The 19,698-nt window shown below is 57.5% G+C and carries 14 protein-coding genes; 5 read left to right on the top strand and 9 right to left on the bottom strand.

Annotation, left to right across the window (positions count from 1 at the left end; translation table 11 throughout):
* Positions 1-6 precede the first annotated feature (6 nt).
* On the bottom strand, positions 7-1,239 hold the full coding sequence (locus tag NB063_RS13910; RefSeq protein ID WP_250929338.1) for a DUF1573 domain-containing protein: 1,233 nt from the start codon (positions 1,237-1,239) through the stop codon (positions 7-9).
* A gap of 93 nt (positions 1,240-1,332) precedes the next feature.
* Complete coding sequence (locus NB063_RS13905) at positions 1,333-1,992, bottom strand: metallophosphoesterase family protein (RefSeq protein ID WP_250929337.1); 660 nt, start codon at positions 1,990-1,992, stop codon at positions 1,333-1,335.
* Between the two features lie 220 nt (positions 1,993-2,212).
* On the opposite strand from NB063_RS13905, the gene NB063_RS13900 reads away from it, so the two are divergent.
* Positions 2,213-4,330 (top strand): vWA domain-containing protein, encoded by a 2,118-nt coding sequence (locus NB063_RS13900; RefSeq protein ID WP_250929336.1) that lies wholly within the window; start codon positions 2,213-2,215, stop codon positions 4,328-4,330.
* Between the two features lie 162 nt (positions 4,331-4,492).
* Here NB063_RS13900 and NB063_RS13895 read toward each other — a convergent pair whose 3' ends face one another.
* Positions 4,493-7,390 carry an ADP-ribosylation factor-directed GTPase activating protein isoform b gene (locus NB063_RS13895; protein ID WP_250929335.1) on the bottom strand — a complete coding sequence of 966 codons (2,898 nt, stop codon included), beginning with the start codon at positions 7,388-7,390 and terminating at the stop codon, positions 4,493-4,495.
* A 428-nt stretch (positions 7,391-7,818) separates the two neighbouring features.
* Between NB063_RS13895 and NB063_RS13890 the strand changes: the two genes are divergently transcribed.
* A complete protein-coding gene (locus NB063_RS13890; protein ID WP_250929334.1) occupies positions 7,819-8,283 on the top strand; it encodes a hypothetical protein in 465 nt (154 codons plus the stop codon).
* A gap of 188 nt (positions 8,284-8,471) precedes the next feature.
* Entirely contained in the window at positions 8,472-12,068 is a 3,597-nt protein-coding gene (gene dnaE, locus NB063_RS13885; protein ID WP_250929333.1) for a DNA polymerase III subunit alpha, read from the top strand.
* Positions 12,069-12,141: 73 nt separating this feature from the next.
* Here the strand turns inward: dnaE and NB063_RS13880 are convergent, their stop codons facing one another.
* The 4 genes from NB063_RS13880 to NB063_RS13865 all read right to left on the bottom strand — a co-directional run bounded on the left by NB063_RS13880 (position 12,142) and on the right by NB063_RS13865 (position 15,856).
* A complete protein-coding gene (locus tag NB063_RS13880; protein ID WP_250929332.1) occupies positions 12,142-13,104 on the bottom strand; it encodes a DUF1571 domain-containing protein in 963 nt (320 codons plus the stop codon).
* A gap of 407 nt (positions 13,105-13,511) precedes the next feature.
* Complete coding sequence (locus NB063_RS13875; RefSeq protein WP_407652628.1) at positions 13,512-14,327, bottom strand: OmpA/MotB family protein; 816 nt, start codon at positions 14,325-14,327, stop codon at positions 13,512-13,514.
* Between the two features lie 183 nt (positions 14,328-14,510).
* On the bottom strand, positions 14,511-15,188 hold the full coding sequence (locus NB063_RS13870) for a DUF3592 domain-containing protein (RefSeq protein ID WP_250929331.1): 678 nt from the start codon (positions 15,186-15,188) through the stop codon (positions 14,511-14,513).
* Positions 15,189-15,298: 110 nt separating this feature from the next.
* Positions 15,299-15,856 carry a hypothetical protein gene (locus NB063_RS13865; RefSeq protein ID WP_250929330.1) on the bottom strand — a complete coding sequence of 186 codons (558 nt, stop codon included), beginning with the start codon at positions 15,854-15,856 and terminating at the stop codon, positions 15,299-15,301.
* A gap of 201 nt (positions 15,857-16,057) precedes the next feature.
* Between NB063_RS13865 and NB063_RS13860 the strand changes: the two genes are divergently transcribed.
* Together NB063_RS13860 and NB063_RS13855 are read left to right on the top strand one after the other, a co-directional pair.
* Complete coding sequence (locus NB063_RS13860; protein WP_250929394.1) at positions 16,058-16,969, top strand: alpha/beta fold hydrolase; 912 nt, start codon at positions 16,058-16,060, stop codon at positions 16,967-16,969.
* The gene (locus NB063_RS13855; RefSeq protein ID WP_250929329.1) at positions 16,966-17,910 is read left to right on the top strand and encodes a triphosphoribosyl-dephospho-CoA synthase; all 945 of its coding nucleotides are present in this window, start codon (positions 16,966-16,968) and stop codon (positions 17,908-17,910) included. Before NB063_RS13860 ends, NB063_RS13855 begins: the two co-directional genes overlap by 4 nt.
* On the opposite strand, the gene NB063_RS13850 is transcribed toward NB063_RS13855, so the two are convergent.
* Positions 17,886-18,182, bottom strand: coding sequence for a DUF202 domain-containing protein (locus NB063_RS13850; RefSeq protein WP_250929328.1), 297 nt, complete (start codon positions 18,180-18,182; stop codon positions 17,886-17,888). The two genes, NB063_RS13855 and NB063_RS13850, sit on opposite strands and share 25 nt — an antisense overlap.
* Positions 18,183-18,187: 5 nt before the next feature.
* Positions 18,188-19,588: a Si-specific NAD(P)(+) transhydrogenase gene (gene sthA, locus NB063_RS13845; RefSeq protein ID WP_250929327.1), complete on the bottom strand. Its 1,401-nt coding sequence runs from the start codon at positions 19,586-19,588 to the stop codon at positions 18,188-18,190.
* Between the last annotated feature and the right edge of the window lie 110 nt (positions 19,589-19,698).

The following is a 19,698-nucleotide window of genomic DNA, read 5'->3' as shown; positions in this document are numbered from 1 at the left end:
ATCAGTCTAACGCGCAGAGAGCGCAAATTTCAGTAGCAATTTGAGGGCAGGAACCTTCGGATTATCCGATTCGATCATCACGTATCCGAAATCACCTTTCCCCATCCCTAGTCGGTCGACGTTTTCGGCTCCCGGCTTGAGTTTCAACTGCAGAGTGTAGAGCGTCATTTTGCCCTGTCCGACCGGTTTATTGAGGGTGGCTTCGACATACTCCGCCGGTTCGATCTCCCCGATACTCAGTTTGGTCGACGATTGCTCGGCTCCCTTGAGCACCACGAAGGCTTTCGCGGTCATCGATTCTTCATCGTCGACGGTGCCAAAATCATACATGTACCCCCCACCGGAGATCCCCTTGAGGCGTGAATTGGGCAGCATACTCAGCACGCCAACGATCCGACCGGTCACGGGAATGTAGACATAGCGTCCTTTCCCTGGCTCGTCCGTTTCGTCGGCTTCGGGGAACAACGGCAGCACGATGTTTTGGTTCACGGGTCCCTGCTTGAGCCCCGGTTTGATTTTCGCGGTGACCTGGAAACCTTGCTCAGCGGCTTCGTTAACACCATCGTCCTCGCTCGGCTCGAACGGTGTGACCTCGAACTCGGCGAACTCGTTAACAGATTCGTCGCTAAATTTGACTTCGCCGGGCCGCATCGGTTGACCGAGGTAATTGTAAACCTTGACCGAGAATTCGACGTCTTCGCCCGCCGCGACCTCACCAAACGTGACTTGCTCGGGAACGAGTTGAATCTGACGGACGACTTGGCCTCGGATTTCGAAACGGATCGCCACTTGGCTGGGGTCATTGGTCCTCAACTCAGCCGACTGACCGAACGTGCTCTCGTTCGTCTTGACCGTCCAGCTCATCTTGACCTCGGTTTGTTCGCCCGGTTCCAAGTTCTCAGAGCCGAGTTCACCGACGGTGCACTTGCAGGTGGAGGCACCTACTTTGAGTTTCAGCGTTTCCTCACCGACGTTTTTGACCACGAAGACGTGTTCGCCGGTTTCCTCGGGGGCCATGACGCCGAAATCGTGGACATTTCCATCAGGCAATTCGACTTTGGGGAATTTGTCCGACCATTGTTTTTGCAGCGACGCCATCGCGTTGGAAGCATCGATTTCACCGCGATAGCTGATGGGGCCGAATGCGGGTTCGTATTGACCGTAACGTTCGTAATTAACCTTCCAACCAATGCCGACGCCGAAAGCGGCGACCACGAGACAAGCGATCAATGTCTTCATGCGGATGAGACCCAAACGATTTTCGGAGAGGACTGACTTATTCAGCTAAAAAGAATGCATCGGGGCTACGGCGGCCGTCCGAGATTGGTTCGCTCAGCGGACTAAAACGCCTTCTGGCGTGGATTGCCAAACGTGTTTCGAGGGCAACTCCATCGCCGTCAGCAACCCGCCGCCATAGCAATTGGTATCCAGACAGATCAGATGCCCGATATCCAGGATTTCGGCTTCGTGGTTGGCGGTGTGGCCGACCACCGCGGTGCGTCCGCTGAAATGAGGGTCGGGAATGCCAGCGCGGAGTGAGTGCCAACGCAGCAATTCGGCGGGCTGCTGATCCATTTCCAAGCCCGGATCGTATGCGGCGTGGGTAAAGAAGAATTCGCCATGTACGAAATAGTCGCCCAGCGAATCGAAAAACTGCAGATGTTCGGGTGGCAAAAAGTTCAAATCACCATCGAAATTATAGCTTTCGAGGGTGTCGATACCGCCATATCGGAGCCAGGCGTGGTGCGGTTCATCGCCCCGAACCACGTTGAGCATCATCTCCTCATGATTGCCCAGGAGAGGGACGAGCTGCGTTTTGCGTCCCCACCGGATCAATGTGTCGATCACACCCTTGGAGTCGGGACCTCGATCGACGTAATCACCCAAGGTGACGATCACATCGTCAGGAGTCGGCTCGATCGCCCCCAATAGGGTTTGCAACGATTTGTTGTAACCGTGGATGTCTCCGATCGCGATGAGTCGTCCGTTCAAGTCTTTTTTCTCCGTGTTTTTCCAGATCCTCGGCCGATTCAGCTATAATCGAGGGAGTACAAATCGTCGCAGAAAACGTTTCCATGTTAACCCCACTAGAGTCCGATTGAGGCGTCTGAGAACGTCTTGCGCACTTGCCGGTGGCCTGAAACGATTACCAGCCCGCGAATCTTAGCCGTCGCGTCGCTTTCGCACCGCCCCCACTTCTCTGCCATTGAGTATGACTTCTAATCTCGCTGACGAACCGAAGATGCTCGAAGTTCCCGGTAGTAACCCGGCCGAGGGTGATCGCAACGTGCCACGCTGGCGATCGTTGCTCATGAGTCCGCTGGCTTGGTGGGCACGCCGAACAGGGGCCGCTGTCGAGGGCAACGGCGAAGAGGTCGCGGAATCCCTCTGGGACTCTGACGAAACGATCGCGATGATCGGCAGCATGCAGGTTCACATCATCATTTTCCTGTCGTTGGCCCTCGTCCACCTGCAAAAGCCGTTTGATGAGGACGCGGTGGTGATGATCTCGTCACCCCCCGAATACGAAGAAACCCTCGAATCGATCGACGAATTTGTCGTCAGTGAAACGCCTCAGACCGAGGTCGGAGCTGATGCGTTGGCGGAACTGGACATGGCGGAAGCCTCAGCGGAAGTCTACGCCGAAGTCGCGGACATCCCGAACCCGGTGGATCTGCAACCGACCGATCTCGGCCAAATCATGGTCAACAAGATCTTCAACCAACCCGTCGCCCCTCAGAAACGGCTGGTGACGCAGAAAGGCAGCACGGGCGTCGGTGTCGCTGGAGCCCAGGGTGCGGTCGACCAGATCACCGCCGAGATCACGCTCGCCGCCGAAGAACGTCCAACCCTCGTCGTCTGGTTGTTCGATCAGAGCGGGTCGCTCACCCGGCAACGCGCGGATATCCGAGACCGTTTTGATCGCATCTATGACGAACTGGGAATCCTGCACGGCAAGCCGGACCAAAGCAAAGTCAAAGCGGAAGACCAACGCATCCTGACCTCGATCATCGGATTCGGCGAGCGGGTCGAACTCTACACCGAAAAACCGACCGCCGATTTATCCGAGATCAAAAAGATCGTCGACAACATCCCGGTCGACAACTCGGGCATCGAACGTGTCTTCACCGCCATCGAATCGGCGGCAAATGAGTACAAACCGCTGCGCCGAAACGTCGGCCCACGAGGCCCTAAACGGAACGTCTTGTTCGTCGTGGTGACCGACGAAAAAGGTGACGACTACGGTCGACTCGAAACTTCGATTTCCTCCTGTCGCAAACTCGGTATCCCGGTGTACGTCATCGGCGTGCCCGCACCATTTGGCCGCGAACACACGCTCGTCAAATATGTCGACCCGGACCCGAAGTACGACCAATCGCCGCAGTGGGCACAAGTCGACCAAGGCCCTGAAACGTTCTTGCCCGAACGGATTCAATTGAGTTTCACCGGTAATTTTGAAGAAGAACCGGTCATCGACAGCGGATTTGGTCCCTACGGCCTGACGCGACTGTGCTACGAAACCGGCGGCATCTATTTCACCGTTCACCCGAGTCGCAACACGTCTCGCGAAGTTCGACGCGGCGAGATCGAAGCGTTCACTTCAGACATGCGGTTCTTCTTTGACCCCAACGCGATGCTGCGGTACCGGCCCGATTACCTGTCCCAAGAAGACTACGTCGGTTCGGTCAAACGGAGTCCGTTGCGAATGGCGCTGGTGCAAGCCGCCACGATCCAAAACGTCCAGGGCATCCAACGACCTCGATTACGATTCGTCAAAACGAGCGAAGCCCAACTCGCGGGCGATCTGACCAAAGCTCAACAGGACGCCGCTCCGCTCGAACCGGCGTTGATCCAAATGGCTGCCACCTTGGAACAAGGTTTGTCGTCGCGTGACGAAGAGAAGAGCCCGCGATGGCTCGCCGGATTCGATCTCGCCTACGGTCGCGTGTTGGCGCAGAAAGTGCGAACGGAAACCTACAACGCTGTCTTGGCCCAAGCAAAACAGGGCATGCCGTTCAAAGAGAAAAAGAACAACACCTGGATCCTCGAACCGAGTGACGAGATCAGCGTCGGCAGCAAATGGCAACGCGAAGCCGATACCGCCCGCGAGTTTCTGAGCCGTGTCGTTGAAGAGCACCCAGGAACCCCATGGGCTCTATTAGCCCAACGCGAACTCGATGTTCCGATCGGATGGACGTGGAAAGAAACCTTCACCGATGTCACCCCACGATCGGCTCGTGCCGGCGGAAACAATAATAACAACGTTCCCAAAGACGATGAACGTCGGATGCTCAATCGAGCCCCCAAACGTCCGGTCCCCAAACTCTAAACCGGGAATTACGGAAAACGATCGGTTAAATCCGGCTAGCTCGAATCGCTCCCAACCAACGCGTCAGCGACGAGCACACGGTCAATCCGTCGCTGAGGCGTCACGTAACGTGTAGCCGTTTCGGAGTTTGTCCCGTCACAGCCGCACAGAAACCGCGGCGGATTAGCGTCGACGTTGCTGCTGGTGACGCCCACTGGCGACGTTGCCTTGCGGGTAGTCAGGAGCAATCCCGAATACGCGGCGGTGGTACATCGCGAGGGACCGCAATGCGTGTCCGCGATATCCGACTCCGGCATCATCGAGTGGTACCCGCCCCATGGCCCCGACGATGAAACGAACCGCGTTGACGACATGCGGGTCGACCAAATCTTCGTCAGGCAGGTGGGTCAACAAGAACTCGAGCATGTGGCCGGTCGTTTGCACCTTACGCGTTAGATCGCCGTTGTCCTCGCGTGATTCGAACCAATCCGTGCTGAACGAACCGTCTCGATTTTGCATCGAATAGGTGTACTTAGTGAAATCGTTAAGGAAGTCTTCGGCGCGTTTCCACTGACCATTGATCGGCTCGCCTTCAAGACGTCGTTTTCGCAACGCATGGGCAAAGCCCATCAGACGGTGAGTACCACCACAAGCGGCCCCCACGATCGGTTCGTTAAGTTCTGCTGCGATCAAGCGATCAAAATCCCAACGCTCACCACCGACTCCCGTCCAAGTCGCATCGGTATCGAGGTAATGCGCCAAACCGATCAGCGTGAAGGTGAGCTCCTTTCCTTCTTCGCAGGCGGCCGCTTCGACTTGCACCAGTTCACCGACCGAGAACTTTTTACCGTCCGCGTGGAGCGGATAGTTCGAAGGCACTCCGGCAAGTGATAACACGGCCAAAAACTGGGCTTGGTGTCCCTGCAAACCGGTGCCTTCGCGAATTTTGAGTTTGCCATGTTCGGTTGTCATCAAACGGTTACCGCGGCAGACGTTGTTCCCCGCGATCCAGGCGATTGCGCTGTAGTTGCCGCGCCGGGCAATGATTCGCGTGTCCGCACCGTAAACCATGATCGCGTGCATCATGCCCCAGTTGCTACGTGAATCAGCGTTCTCCGTGCGAGCATGGAAGCTTCGCAGTGTCTGCAGAATCGGACTTCTCAAGCGGGCGATTGACGGATCGAGATTCGCGACGGCCCCCGGGCCCGAATGAGACTTCTCACGGCCGGTCGCATCCACGTTTACGATCCGATCAATCGGCGATTCCGCGATACGCTCGACCGGCTCGGAGGCGCCACGACGCGATGAGTCATATAGTTCACGAACATCTCGCAAGACGGTCTTTTCTTCGACCGGTTTGAGCGGTTCAAGACTTTGCTGCGACTCAAGGGGATCGATGACGAGCGGTTTGATCCGCGTTGCGGAAAGCTCAGGTCGCGATTTGATTGGCTCGCCCGGAGGTTTCGCCGCCGGTGCCGAGCGTGCCACGCTGTCGGGATCTTTGAGCAGTTCGATCATGGGTATATCGTCTTGCAAATCGTCCGGTTCGTCGCCGTACCATTTGTCGATCTCGAGTGGCCCGGCAACGTCGCCCTCATTATTGCCGTCATTTGCGTTGACGGAGCTTGATTGCACGGGCTTGTCCGACGAGGAACGACGCGAAGTTGGGTTCATCTTTGAGGCAACCGTCGGTTCGGAAATGCGGGCAGGCGCGCCCAAACTCATTTCCGAGTCCTCTGTTTCCGCTACAACTTTTTCCGAAACATCCTGGTGTTTCGTCGTCGCTTCGTACGTCGATTTTTCTTCCTCGACGACACGTTCATCGGGTAATTCAGCCGGTGGCGTGAGACTCAGCGATCCGGGACCATCGGGCAACGCCTCGAGAGCGGGCAGCGTGTCCAAAGATGGCATGCGTTGCACCGGAGAGAGCGTGATCGGTTTATCGTTCTCGTCAGTCAGCGGTGAGATGCCGCTGCCGACGGGCATGCTATTTCGTGGTGAAACCTCAAGCCGATTCGGTTCCATCGGCAACGGTTCCAACGGTGCGACCATCGCCGGTGCGCTTCGTGTCGGTGGTGCGACCGTTACCGGAACCGGATCTCGCAGCGGTTGACGTGAGATCGGCTGACTAGAAGTCGGTTGACGCAAAGTCGATTGGCGGGGGATCGATTGACCACGTGGTTGCCAACCTTCGCCAGGCACCGATGCGCGAGGCTGAGTATGCTCATAGGCATGGTTCCCAGTGGTCGCGGGCTCCGGCGAACTCTTGCCCGGCATCAGGCTGCGAGGGTTCATCCACGAAGGGAATAGACGGCGATCGGCAACCGTGTTCGCTGGCAATCCCGAATTCAGATTCGGCACTTCGCTTGGCAGTCCGTCAGCGTCAGCTTGTGAAGGTGAAGGAGCCTGTGTGGCGAGCTGCTGTGGCGGCTGGAGCAACACCTGAGGCGTCGCAAGTGAACGCTGGGGTGCCGTCGTGGCGTCGACTTCGGGTGCGACGGGACGGAGCACGAGTTCGGGACCGCGCGTTTGGAACGTCGGTACTGCCGGCTGCCACGATTGCGGGAGCCCACGCAACTCGGCGTTGTCTCGCGTCACCCAACTCGGTGCCAATCGCTGAGGCGGTGCAGGTTTCTCCGCTTGCGGCGGGTTCAGCGAAAGCGAATCCGTTGCGGAACCGGCGGACTGCTTGGGTGGCGCCGGCGGTGGTGTCGACGGCAACAATTGAATCGAAGTCCCGACAGGACTTGTTCCAACGTTGTTCCAATCGGCGTGGCCTGGCCGCAGCCCCAATACAGAGTTGACCGATTGGGTCGGCCGAAACGTCGGCACCTTGGCATCGTCCGCTCCCGGAACCATCGCATCGGTCATCGGGCTGCTAAACGCAGGCGAACCCGTTTTGTCTGGCGCCGTCGGCGCCGAGACCGACATCCCACCGTCCCAATCGAGTTCGTCAGCCAGGCACACTCCGTTTGACACGATCGTAGTCGTGGACACACAACCGAGCATGAGCCACATCGCCAATCTTCGACGACGTGGGCTGGAGACGGGTGTCAGGTTACGAACATTCTTAACGGGCACGACGACATCTCCGGGTAGTACGAGTTCTAACGTAGCTATCGGAAATCCGACCCTCTGAAATTCACCCCAATGTTGCCAGCGAGCATGCATCTTTTGCACAACCGGCCCGATGTGCCCGCATGCAGCCTGTTTCCGAGCAAATCGAAGGAAAAAACAGTACTCAGCGGCGAGTGGGGCGAGTGCCGCCTAGCCCCCTCTAGGGTGCGACCCTTAAGAATCACGCATCGATTAACGCTCGTCATCCGTCCACGAGAAGGTGTTCGGCGTCATCATTTTGATCGAGCATCCCCACTTTGGCTCAAGAACGACGGGCTCAAGGTCGAAGTGCTGAGGTCGACGCGAACGCTGTGGTGTGAACAGCCCCTACCGATGGCGAACGATACGCGGCTCACCGACAGCGGCTATGATGACAACTCAATAACGATGTCGTGTTTTTCTGGAGGCGAGTGCGTGTGAAGGGGTCAGGTGGTACCGACGGCGGCGTCAGTCAATTTTTCTTTGGACTGGCGTTGTTGATCGGCGGCGTTTATTTCTTCTTCGACTCGGTTCGTGTTGCGACCGGACACGCGGGCATGCTCAGTGGCGCGATCGGAGGTGGCGGAGGTCGCGGCAGGCTGATCGAGACGACGTCGATGGGCATCCTGTTCGTGCCGTTCTTTATCGGCATCTTCGCGTTGTTTGTTGACGCCAGACGTAAGTGGGCGTGGGGTCTGACGTACCTCGGGCTGGCGATTCTTGCGGTGGAAATTCTCAGCCGGATTCGTTTTATCGTCGATACCAAACTCACTCACTTGCTCGGCATGTTCGTCTTAATTGCCGCCGGTTGTGCGCTCATTTTTCGGTCATACAAAGAGCAAGCGAGGTTCTCGCCGCCGAAAGACCCGGACGAGTAAGCCCCGCGGCATTGGCGTCCGATCCGCAAAATTCACGTTCTCAGAGCGACGAATCATCGAGATCATTGGGTTTCACGCGGTGCCGCTGAAAATCGTCGAGATCGCCTCTGAACAGAGACCGGCCGACCCGTTAGGCTGGGCGATTCGGTGACGCACGACACAAAATCTCTCAGCAAAGGACCTCTGCGATGAGCGAAATCATTCCCGCCGCAGCAAACGATTTGGCCGCCGACGGAACGTTGAAACCGACCCGTCCGTTCGTTCACCTGCACTGTCACAGCCACTACAGCCTGCTCGACGGAGCCGGCGACATCGGCAAATTGGTCAAACGCGCCTCCGATCATGGAATGAACGCGTTGGCGTTGACCGACCACGGCAACCTCCACGGGGCGCTCGAGTTTTATCGCAAGGCCAAAGACGCGAGCATCAATCCGATCATCGGTTACGAGGCCTACATCGCACCGGGTAGCCGATTCGACAAAGGCGGTGCGTCGAGCAGCAAGGCGGCCAGCTATCACCTCACGTTGCTCGCCCAAAACCGAAAAGGTTTCAGCAACCTGATCAAACTCGCCTCGGCGGCATCGCTAGAAGGCTTCTATTTCAAGCCGCGGATCGACAAAGAGCTTTTGGAGAAGTACAGCGAAGGCATCATCTGTCTTTCGGGATGCGTCAGCAGCGAGTTCAGCCGCGCGATCCTCAAAGGCATCGCCACCGAAGAACACGAACGCGAAGCCAAGAAGATCGCAGGTTGGTTCCATAACGTTTTCAAAGACCGTTACTTCATTGAGATCATGAACAACGACGTTGAGATTCAACGTCAACAACTCGAAGGTGCGGTCACGATCGCGAACCAGATGGGTTTGCCACTGGTCGCGACGAGCGATTGTCACTACGTCGACCCCGAAGACGCCGAAGCCCAAGACATCATGTTGTGCATCAACACGGGCAGGTTCCGCACCGACCAGACGCGAATGAAGATGGAGAACGATCAGTTCTTCTTGCGCAGCCCCGAACAGATGTACGAGAAGTTCCCGGGACTCGACGACGCGGTCGCGCGCAGTCAAGAGATCGCGAACACGGTCGACATCCAAATCGAATTCAACAAATACTTCTTCCCGAGTTTCCCCTGCCCAGACGAGAAGACGCCGCTGCAGTATCTCCGTGAACTGTGCGAGAAAGGGCTGATGGAGCGTTACGAGGGCGATGACGAACGGATCATCAACGGCGAACTCTCCGACGAAGTCAAAGCTCGACTCGATCGCGAACTCGACGTCATCGAGAAACTCGGATACCCGACGTATTTCTTGATCGTTTGGGATTTCGTTAACCATGCTCGCGACATCGGCATCTCGGCCACGGCCCGGGGAAGTGGTGTGGGCGCGATCGTGTGTTATGCCCTCTACATGTCGCACGTCTGTCCACTGCGATACGACCTCCTGTTCGAACGATTTCTTGACGAGAGCCGCACCGAGCCGCCAGATATCGATATCGACTTCGAAAAAGAACGACGCATCGAAGTCATCGACTACGTGAAAGAACGTTATGGCCACGAGATGGTGTGCCAGATCGGAACGTTCGGAACTCTCGCGGCGAAAGCGGCGATCAAAGACACCGGTCGTGCTCTCGGCATCCCGCTCTCGCGCGTCAACCAGATCACCGAGATGGTGCCGGACGAGCTCAAGATCACGATCAAGAAAGCACTCGACAAGAGCGCCGACTTGAAAATGGCTTACGACGGCGACCCCGAGATCCGTGAACTGCTCGATCTCGCCATGAAGATTGAGGGACTCGCCCGGAACGTCGGCACACACGCGGCGGCCGTTGTGATCGCGGACAAGCCATTAACCGAATACGTGCCGCTCGGCCGAGTGCCGGGTAAACAGGACGTCATCACCCAGTGGGCGATGACGGACGTGGAAGCGTCGGGTCTGTTGAAGATGGACTTCCTCGGGCTGCGGAACCTGACCATCCTCAGCCGCACGGTGAAGCTCGTCGAACAAACAACGGGTAAAAAAATCGACCCGCTCAAGTTCCCGCTCGACGACAAGCCCAGTTACGCGCTTCTGCAACGCGGCGAAACCAAAGGCGTGTTCCAGCTCGAATCGGGCGGGATTCGCGACCTGTTACAGCGGATGAAACCCGACCGGTTTAACGACATCATCGCCACCGCGGCACTCTATCGCCCCGGTCCGCTCGAGGGCGGGATGGTCGATGATTACGTCAACATCAAACACGGCCGCCAACAGCCCGAATACAAACACCCGGTGCTCAAGGAGATCCTGGAAGAGACCAACTCGATCATGGTCTACCAAGAGCAGGTGATGCGGATTCTCAACCGCCTCGGTGACGTGCCGCTGGCCAAAGCGTACACGTGCATTAAAGCGATTTCGAAAAAGAAGCAGGCGTTGATCGACGCCAACCACGACGTCTTCATCGCCGGTTCGGTCAAAAACGGGCTGGCCGAAAAAGACGCCGAAGACATTTGGAACCTGATCGTTAAGTTTGCCGGGTACGGCTTTAACAAATCGCACAGTACCGCGTACGCACTCGTCGCCTACCAGACCGCCTATTTGAAGGCACACTACCCGGTGGAGTTCATGGCGGCGTTGCTGTCGAGCGACATCTCGGGACGTAACTTCAAACGCAAAGACGCACTCGTCGAGCACATGGAGGATTGCGACCGGATGGAGATCGAAGTGCTCCCGCCGAGCGTCAACACGTCGGGCGCCGACTTCACCGTGCTAGACGGAAAGATCCCATTCGCCTTGTCGGCGATCAAAGCATGTGGCGGTACGACTGCAGTTTCGATCGAAGCCGAACGCACAAAGAACGGGCCGTTCCGAGACATCTTCGACTTCTGTGAACGTGTCGATCCGCACGACTGTAACCGCAGCGCCATCGAAACGCTGATCAAAGCCGGCGCGATGGACTGCTTCGGTGCAAAACGCAGTCAACTCGTCGCCGTGATCGAACGAGCCATGCAAGCCGGAGCCGCGGTCCAGGCGGACAAGAAACACGGCCAAGCCAGCTTGTTCGGTGCGTTCGAAGATGAGGAAGAGGAAACCGAAGACGCGGCATCAGCAGGCGTCCCATTGCCCGATATCGAAGAATGGCCTGATCGCGAAAAACTACTGGCCGAAAAAGAAGTCCTCGGGTTTTATCTCGACAGTCACCCGCTCGCCGAATTCGAACCCAAGCTGGCGACCTTCCGCACGCATCAAACCGATTCGTTACCCCAGTGCAGCGATCGTGAAGAAGTGATCTTGGGCGGCATGCTCAGTTCCATCAAGATCGCCCACACCAAAAACCCGAAACCCGGTCAACCGAGCAAGTACGCGAACTTCGATCTCGAAGACATGCAGGGCAACGTCCGCTGTATCTTGTGGCCACGCGGGTTTGCCGTTTGCGGCGAACGCGTCCAGCCCGATGCGGTGGTGTTGCTCAAAGGCAAAGTCGACCGGCGAGGTGGCGGTGATGAAGTCAACCTGATCGTTGACGAGATTACACCACTCGATGAACTCGATAACAAGTTCACACACGGAATGCGGATCCGACTCGACGAAGCCGACCATGATGAGACAACCGTGTCGAAGGTCCGCGAAATCGTACGCGGCTACCCGGGTTCCAAAGAACTCCACCTGTCGATGGCATTACAAGAAGGCGAAACGGTTCACTTCAAAGCCGACAAATTCAAAGTCGACATTTCGCCGCAACTGCGAGAACGACTCGACGATCTGCTCGGCCACGGCCACTACAAATTGCTGATGAGCAAACCGCAGCGATAATCTTTCGCGTCCGGTTCCGTAAACAGCCGCATGCACTCGATTGTCTCATTACCCATGCGGCTGGTTTCGGATCTCAGCGGGACGCCGCGCTCTCGGCAAAGGTGTACTCCGGGTTGGCCGGATCGAAATCGCGATCGGTCAAACCCACGTTCAACTTGAGGTCGTGGTATTCATACGACTCGATCAACGTTCGCTCACCGGTCTTTGGATTCGGCCAATCAAAACTGCGGAAACTGACCACGACGTTGCGTTCGCGATCGAGGACCAACTCGGCGAGTGAAAAGTCTCCTTCGCGACCACTCGGTTTACTCCGCTCGATCCGCAGATGCGTCAGCGAACGGCCATCGAACGGATGCCCTTCGGTCTTAAACACCTTCACGCTCGGATCATCGCGATCAGCTCCACCCCGTACGATCAGTTTTTCGAGCAAACGCGTGATCCCGATTTCGGTGATCGGATATCGTTGCCCTCGCATCGCCAAAAAACCTTCTGGCGGCAATGGCACCGTCATCATCGAGCCGATCGTTCCGGCCTCACGCACCAACAGTTTTCCGTCGTTCTGATCCTCGATCCAAATCACTTCGCGGCCACGGACGTCGTCGGGTGAGTCGAACCGCATGTAAACCTTCAGCGGCGCACCGGTACGACCGCCAGGGTGACGCGTGACGACTTTCATGAACGCCTCCGAAGCCGGTTGCAGCACGCCGGTTCGATCCTGTTCTTGCTTAATCATTCGCGTGGTGTAATCGTCGACGTTGGCGATCGTTTGCGACAATGCGTATTCAGCAAGCTCCAACATCTCGGCCATCGTGACCTCAACCGTCTCGCCATCAGCAACATCGTTTCCATCGGTTCCGGTGGTGATTTGGTCGTGCGAAATCGGAGACGGAGCCGTCGCGACAGGTACCACGGCGTGGGTCCGGTTTGATTTCCCGGTCGCGAAAACGCTGATCAGGATCGACGCGATTGCCGGAGCAACGATCAATCGAGTCCAAACGCTATGCACGCCGGGAGAATCAGTTGGGTCAGACATCATGCAAAAAACCTTCGGGCGGAAAAACGAGCAAACGAGCAGGACGACTGCCCACCCACGAGTGCTTTGTCAGCAGTCAAACATGGGGTGCAGCCGGACGCGAAACGACCGGTTCAAACACCCCGGTCGTTTCGGTTAGACAAAGGACTGGGTACGGCGTTCGAGGACCGAGCCGCTCTGAAGATAACACAGGTACAGGATAATCACGTACCGTGGAAGGAGAGCGCAAGTTCAGCCGGCTGGAAATCGTCAACGTGTATTGAGTTCCCAATCCGTTGGGGACATTCAGCGATTGAGTGCTCTTCTTACCGGACGGCTTGCACCCTTCCGCTACATCTGAAATCCCGCATTAATTAAATCGACGGTCCTTGACGACGTCCGCGACTTGATGGCGAGAGGCCGAAGAAACGTTAGAACGTTTCCGGGTAGATTACCAATTCGATGCGTCGGTTGGCGACGCGTCCCGCTGGCGTGGAATTGTCACCACGTGGGTTGTTCGAACCGTGCGAAACGATGAACAACTGTTGGCCCGGCATGCCGCTGCGACGAGTCAGCAGGTCGAGCACCGCGGACGTTTGAGCCGAGGTGAGCTGGTGTGCGCTCGTGGCGGCACCGCCGTACATCGGCGCGTTGTCGGTGTACCCCTCGATACCGATCCGTTGACGCGGAAAGACCGATCGCAGCTGGGCGGCGACCGGATCGAGCATCGCACTGGCTTGCGGCTGCAGCTGGGCGGTACCCGGAGCGAAAAGCTGATCCGACGGCAAAACGATCCGAAGAACTTCACCGTCCTGCTGGACCTGCAAGTTTCCCAGATTGAGCCGACCGGCGAGTTGGTTCAGATTCGTGTTGGCGCGGATCGTCGCCCCGCCACGTAATTGAGCCGATGCCTGAAAACTTCTCGCTGAGTTTTGGGCGTCAGTCGCCGCGATTCGAGCCGCATCGTATTGCTGCGCGGTATCGGCAAGCTGTTTGCGAACGAGGTTGAGCTCGTCGCGGTAGACCTGAGCTTGCTGTTCGCTCTGGGCCAATTGAGTGGTGAGTTGTCGATTATTGTCGTCGAGCAGCTGAACACGCCGGTTCAGTTCCGCGACTTGGGCCTGGACCGCGTTGAGTCCGGCTCCGGTAGTCGGAGGCGGCTGCCAAACCGAAGTACCACCGCCCGCCAAATAAGGGTTTTGGCTGCATCCGGTGTGCAATCCCGCAATCATCACCGCGCACATCATGATCGCACGATTCACATGAGGTGATCGCTCGATGAAGGAAGCGGCCGTCGTTTGCGGACGATTCTGACGCATGACTGCGAGCCGGCGAGGGTGGAAAAACTCGAACACGGCCGGACTTTAGCCAAAACTTTCATTTCGTCACAATATTGATTCAGCAGTGCGGAGCAAAGAAACCGCCGCCGATCAAAATCGGCTGCTCATGAATCGACAAACCCCGCCAGCGAACGAAAACGCGGTCCCGAAACAGATCGCAACAGCGATCAAAAACCATCGGTGGGTGATGTCGTTGACCAGCACCGAGCCGGGAGACTCCGGATCAACAAAAACGTCCACGGTGTCTCCCACCGCATAAAGCGGCGGATTCACCGAAATCGGGCTATTCCACTGACGGTTCTCGCCTCCGAACCGGTACGCGAACACCGGGCATAGCCCTCTTCCCTGCGACGAATGCATCGAAACGACTTCCGCCGTCACCGTTTCCGCCCGCTCGATGAAATTCTCCTGCGTCGACCAATTCCAGTAAGCGCCGCCAAACGCGACCGCCGCGAGAACCCACCAAAAAAGCGTCTGGATGGCTAGAAAACGCGAGGGTTGCCACGAGCCAGACTCCGGTTCCGACGTTTCATGAGGCGGCACTGCAAATTGGGGTGCACGCACATCCCGATCCGTCCCGCGTACTGGCAGCCGTGATGTCCAAGGACTCGCCCCGTCGACGTTCTTTTCTACAAACTCTTTGGACTCCATCAATGAGAGCCCAAAGGTTTCACGAACATACTTCACCGCTTCGATTTTACCGTGTGCATGGAACACCTGAGCGATCGAAGGAATCGCGGCGGCGGTGGGGTAATACGGGCGGCGCATGATCGTACCGAAATCGAATGGAGAGCCTGACGTTCAATCACAAAGACCGAAAGACCAAGCGTGAATCCAATGAGTCCGTTACAGCCCGGTGGAAACGAATTCGATAAAAGTTACTCCGCGCCAACAGGCGGTGTCGCCGGTTGGATCGTGCCGAAGAGATGTCCGCCTTTGGCATCGTGCTGCCACGTTCCCGCGTAGCGTCCGTCGTGGATCAGCACTCGCGAGGAAAACGTACCGAGCCCCGGGATCCAGACGCCATCGAGCGTGATGACCGGCGTCGAACCTGACCACAGAATTTTCAGGTCCATCGGAAACTCGCCGTCCACGTCGCCGTAGCGAATTTTGACCTTGAGCCGATACATGTTTTCTTCGGCCAGCGGTTCGCACGACGTAATCGTGTACGACTCGGGCTTCGGAGCCGAATCCTTTTTCCCGTCAACGGTGAACTGGCCCGTGAAGGTCGAGCCAGACAGGTAGGCGGCCAATCGAGCTTCGCGACCGGTCGGCGAAGTTTGCCCGGCTTTCATCTCGGGCTGCGATTCGGCCGCAGGCGGAGCCGACCCAGGGGGCGCCGCGGGCGGTTGGGCAACACCCGTGGTGGCGACCAAGGCAACGATCGCGAGACTCATGGTGGTCGTCAGTATCGTATTTGCAAATCGGAGTTTCATCGCGTCGCCTCATCGAGTGGGGTGGGGAGGAGCAGAGAAATCGTCATCATTATTGCAGACCCGTCGCCTTGCAGGTACGCCGCCGAACCGACAAACTTCGCTGACGGTCGACCTAGGCGGTGCGTCGCCGGTTCGCACGCAATCACCTTCAATCCCCCCACCCCTGACGATCCCTTGACGACGGAAACGAACGACCAAGAAATGCTCTCCGTTGCGAAGGATTTGTTCCCGTACGCATCCCAAACGCTCCGCATTGACGGGCATTCGCTTCGGTACATCGACACGGGAGACTCTGCGTCCGGCGACGGACTGACGATATTATGCGTCCACGGCAATCCGACGTGGAGTTTTTACTACCGCCGCGTGATTGAGCGTTTCTCACCTCGCTGCCGCGTCGTGGCCGTCGATCACATCGGGTGCGGACGCAGCGACAAGCCGCCGGCCAACGAATTCGCTTACACGATGGCCGCACACCGGGACAATCTGGTCCGGGTGATCGACGAACTCAACCTACAGAACATCGTATTGTTGGCGCATGATTGGGGTGGTGCGATCGGTTTATCTGCTGTTCACGCACGTCGCGAACGGCTGCGGGGAATCACGCTGCTCAACACCGCCGCGTTCCCACCTCCGTACATGCCCCGCCGCATTGCCGCGTGTCGATGGCCGATCGTGGGCACGCCCGCAGTGCGTGGATTGAACTTGTTCGCACGCGCCGCGATCACGATGGCGATGTCGCGAACCAAGCTCTCAAGTGATGCCGCACGCGGGCTACTGGAGCCCTACAACAGCTGGGAAAACCGCGTCGCGATCGACCGTTTCGTCCATGACATTCCGCTCTCACCGAGCCACCCGACCCTGGCAACGCTGCGGGAACTCGAGGCCGGCCTGCCTGACTTTTCAATCGTCCCGATTCAACTGATCTGGGGCATGAAAGATTGGTGCTTTCGCCCGGAATGCTTGCGACGCTTCCAACAGGTGTGGCCTCACGCCGCGGTGAAGGAATTGCCGACGACGGGCCATTACGTTCTGGAAGATTCACCCGACGAAACCCTCGCCACCATGGAATCATTCCTGGCCCAATTTGGCATCCCCGCCTACGACGCGACGTGAACGACTCTCTCCCAACGTCAGATGGTGACGCGTCCTGGAGCCTGATGGCGTCGTTGATCCGGCGCCGAGCCGACGCCATACGAACCGCCTGCATCCTCGAAGCGACGGCGCCGAAAGTCGGCAATGTGCATCCGGCAGCCCGCTTTCATGACCTGGCTTACCGTGATTTCGTGATCGCCGCCGACGTCGTCGCCGAGACACTCGGCGACCTCAACCACGTCGATCCAATCGGATCTGCGATCGCAACCGCTGTCCAATCATCGGTCGCCGCGACCGGGACCAACGTGAACCTCGGCATTATCCTCTTGCTCGCGCCGTTGCTAGCCAGCGAACCGGGTTGGGAACACGAAAAACCATCAACGATCGAACAACGGTGGTCGTTGTGGCAATCGAGAATCGAATCGCTGCTCGGTGAACTCGACACGCATCAGGGTGGATTGATCGCCGGTGCGATCGCAGGAGCGGGTGCCGGTGGTATGCGTGAGGAATCACTCGGCGAAGCGCATCCGCTCGATGTGACGCGAGACATTTCATCGTCCTACGACATCATCGCCGCGATGGAGTTGGCTGCGCCGCGAGACCGGATCGCACGACAATACGCAGACGGCTTTCGCGATCTGCTCGAAATCGTTGTACCAACGTTGCGTGATTCGGTGGCCAAGACTCACGACCTGTTGTCAGGCATCGTGCATGCCCACATCACGGTGATCGCTGCGGAAGGCGACAGTTTGATCGCGAGGAAATGCGGCTTGGGGGAATCCAAGCGAGTCGCCGGATTGGCCAGCGACTGCCTCGCGGCGATCGACAACCGCGTTCACGGATTTGCCGCGTGCGTGGCAGCCTTGGACGCCGAACTGCGGACAGACGACAACCGGCTCAACCCCGGCACCTCGGCGGATCTGATTGCGGCCGCGATTTATGTGATATTGCGGACGATGTGACCTCGCCCGCTGATCTTCTTTTTCATCTGAAAAAATCGAATCGCGCCGATCACGAACACCACCGCACCGAGCGCCAACAGCAGGAAACCGAGCAGTAGCATATCTCGTGAGTCGCCAAAAAACTTGATCAGCGTCCCTCCCGTTCCGGCCATCATCAACGCCGTCCGCCCATAGGCGAGCAGCGTTCTTTCGTTGGCAAGATCGGTTCGAAACAACGCCAATTCGTTGCGTCGATCGGGTTCCACCTGGTCGCTCTGATTGTTGTTTGACATTGCCGTTAAAAGAGCCGGTTGATGCCGTTAAGAGCCGCGACCCGGTAGGCCTCGGCCATCGTGGGATAGTTAAACGTCGTCTCGATGAAGTATTCGATCGTGTTATGTTCGTCCGGCTGATTCATGATCGCTTGGCCGATATGAATGATTTCAGATGCATTGGCGCCAAAGCAATGCACACCGAGGACCCGTTTGGATTCACGGTGAAACAACAATTTCAACATCCCCACGGTTTCACCGGTGATCTGGGCACGAGCGAGCGAACGGAACTGTGCTTGGCCGACCTCATAAGGGACGCACTGCGCCGTCAATTCTTTTTCGGTTGCACCGACTGAACTGATTTCGGGGCTCGTGTAGATGCCGGTTGGGATATCGTTCAGTCGCAGATTACCGCTGCAATGCCCGAGCATGTGCATTCCCGCGGACCGACCTTGGGTGTACGCGGCACTGGCAAGGGACGGGATACCGATGACATCGCCGACGGCATAAATGTGCGGCAGGCAAGTTTGAAATTGATCATCGACATCGATTTGGCCACGAGTGTTGGCTTCGATCGGCAAGTTTTGCAAACCGAGATCGTCCGTGTTGCCTTGGCGGCCATTCGCCCACAGCAAAATATCTGTTTTGACAACCTTGCCACTCTTGAGATACAAGACGACACCATCAGACCGGCCTTCGATCTTTTCCATCTCCTCGTTGTGCCGAATGATGACACCTTGGTCTCGAAGGTGATACGACAACGCATCGATGATTTCATCGTCGAGGAATTCGAGCAGTTGAGAACGGGTGTTGATCAGGTTGACCTTGATCCCGAGGTTGCGGAACATCGACGCGTACTCGGTACCGATCACGCCGGCGCCGTAAACGGTGATCGAGCTGGGCCGATCCTTCATGTCGAGAATCGTGTCACTGTCAAAAATCCGCGGGTGCGAAAAATCAACACCTGGCGGCCGATACGGTCGAGAACCGGTCGAGATAACAAAGTGCGCTGCCGTGATCGGCTCACCGTTGTCGATCCGGACGGTGTGCTCATCGACGAATCGGGCTTGTCCGCGATGAATCGGCACGTTGTTGCGGTCGTAGAACGATTGCCGCATGGAGACTTGACGACCGATGATCGTTTGGGTGCCGCGTCCGAGTTGCTCCATCGTCGGTGCAACGGAAAACCCGAGTTCCCTCATGACTGGATTTTTCAACGACCTCATCGTGCTGGTCACCGCATAGCGAAGCGCTTTGCTGGGGATGGTCCCCCAGTGCGTGCAGCCGCCACCGATCTGTCGATAGCGTTCGGCGACACCAACTCGCCACCCGCCTTTGGCCGCCTGCATTGCTGCGCCCTCGCCGCCGGGACCGGTGCCGATCACAAACAGGTCATAATCGAACTTGGATCGTTCGCCCTCGCTCATTGGTTGCGGCTCCACCTCATGTTCGCACGTTGATTCTTCCGAGACCGTCTGTGTAATGATCGAACTCAATTTCGAGCTTCCTGTTTTTGGCAAGGGACGTGTCGCGAGCC

Source organism: Aporhodopirellula aestuarii (assembly GCF_023701485.1).
GTDB lineage: Bacteria > Planctomycetota > Planctomycetia > Pirellulales > Pirellulaceae > Rhodopirellula > Rhodopirellula aestuarii.
Note: the sequence above shows the minus strand (reverse complement) of the source record. Positions and strands in the feature narration are given on the sequence as shown.

Coding starts and splice junctions, on each gene's coding strand:
- NB063_RS13870 (WP_250929331.1), bottom strand. CDS start 15,188: ATGCGCCGCCCGTATTACCCCACCGCCGCCGCGATTCCTTCGATCGCT.
- NB063_RS13860 (WP_250929394.1), top strand. CDS start 16,058: ATGCTCTCCGTTGCGAAGGATTTGTTCCCGTACGCATCCCAAACGCTC.
- NB063_RS13880 (WP_250929332.1), bottom strand. CDS start 13,104: ATGATGTCTGACCCAACTGATTCTCCCGGCGTGCATAGCGTTTGGACT.
- dnaE (WP_250929333.1), top strand. CDS start 8,472: ATGAGCGAAATCATTCCCGCCGCAGCAAACGATTTGGCCGCCGACGGA.
- NB063_RS13875 (WP_407652628.1), bottom strand. CDS start 14,327: ATGATGTGCGCGGTGATGATTGCGGGATTGCACACCGGATGCAGCCAA.
- NB063_RS13865 (WP_250929330.1), bottom strand. CDS start 15,856: ATGAAACTCCGATTTGCAAATACGATACTGACGACCACCATGAGTCTC.
- NB063_RS13850 (WP_250929328.1), bottom strand. CDS start 18,182: ATGTCAAACAACAATCAGAGCGACCAGGTGGAACCCGATCGACGCAAC.
- NB063_RS13900 (WP_250929336.1), top strand. CDS start 2,213: ATGACTTCTAATCTCGCTGACGAACCGAAGATGCTCGAAGTTCCCGGT.
- sthA (WP_250929327.1), bottom strand. CDS start 19,588: ATGAGCGAGGGCGAACGATCCAAGTTCGATTATGACCTGTTTGTGATC.
- NB063_RS13910 (WP_250929338.1), bottom strand. CDS start 1,239: ATGAAGACATTGATCGCTTGTCTCGTGGTCGCCGCTTTCGGCGTCGGC.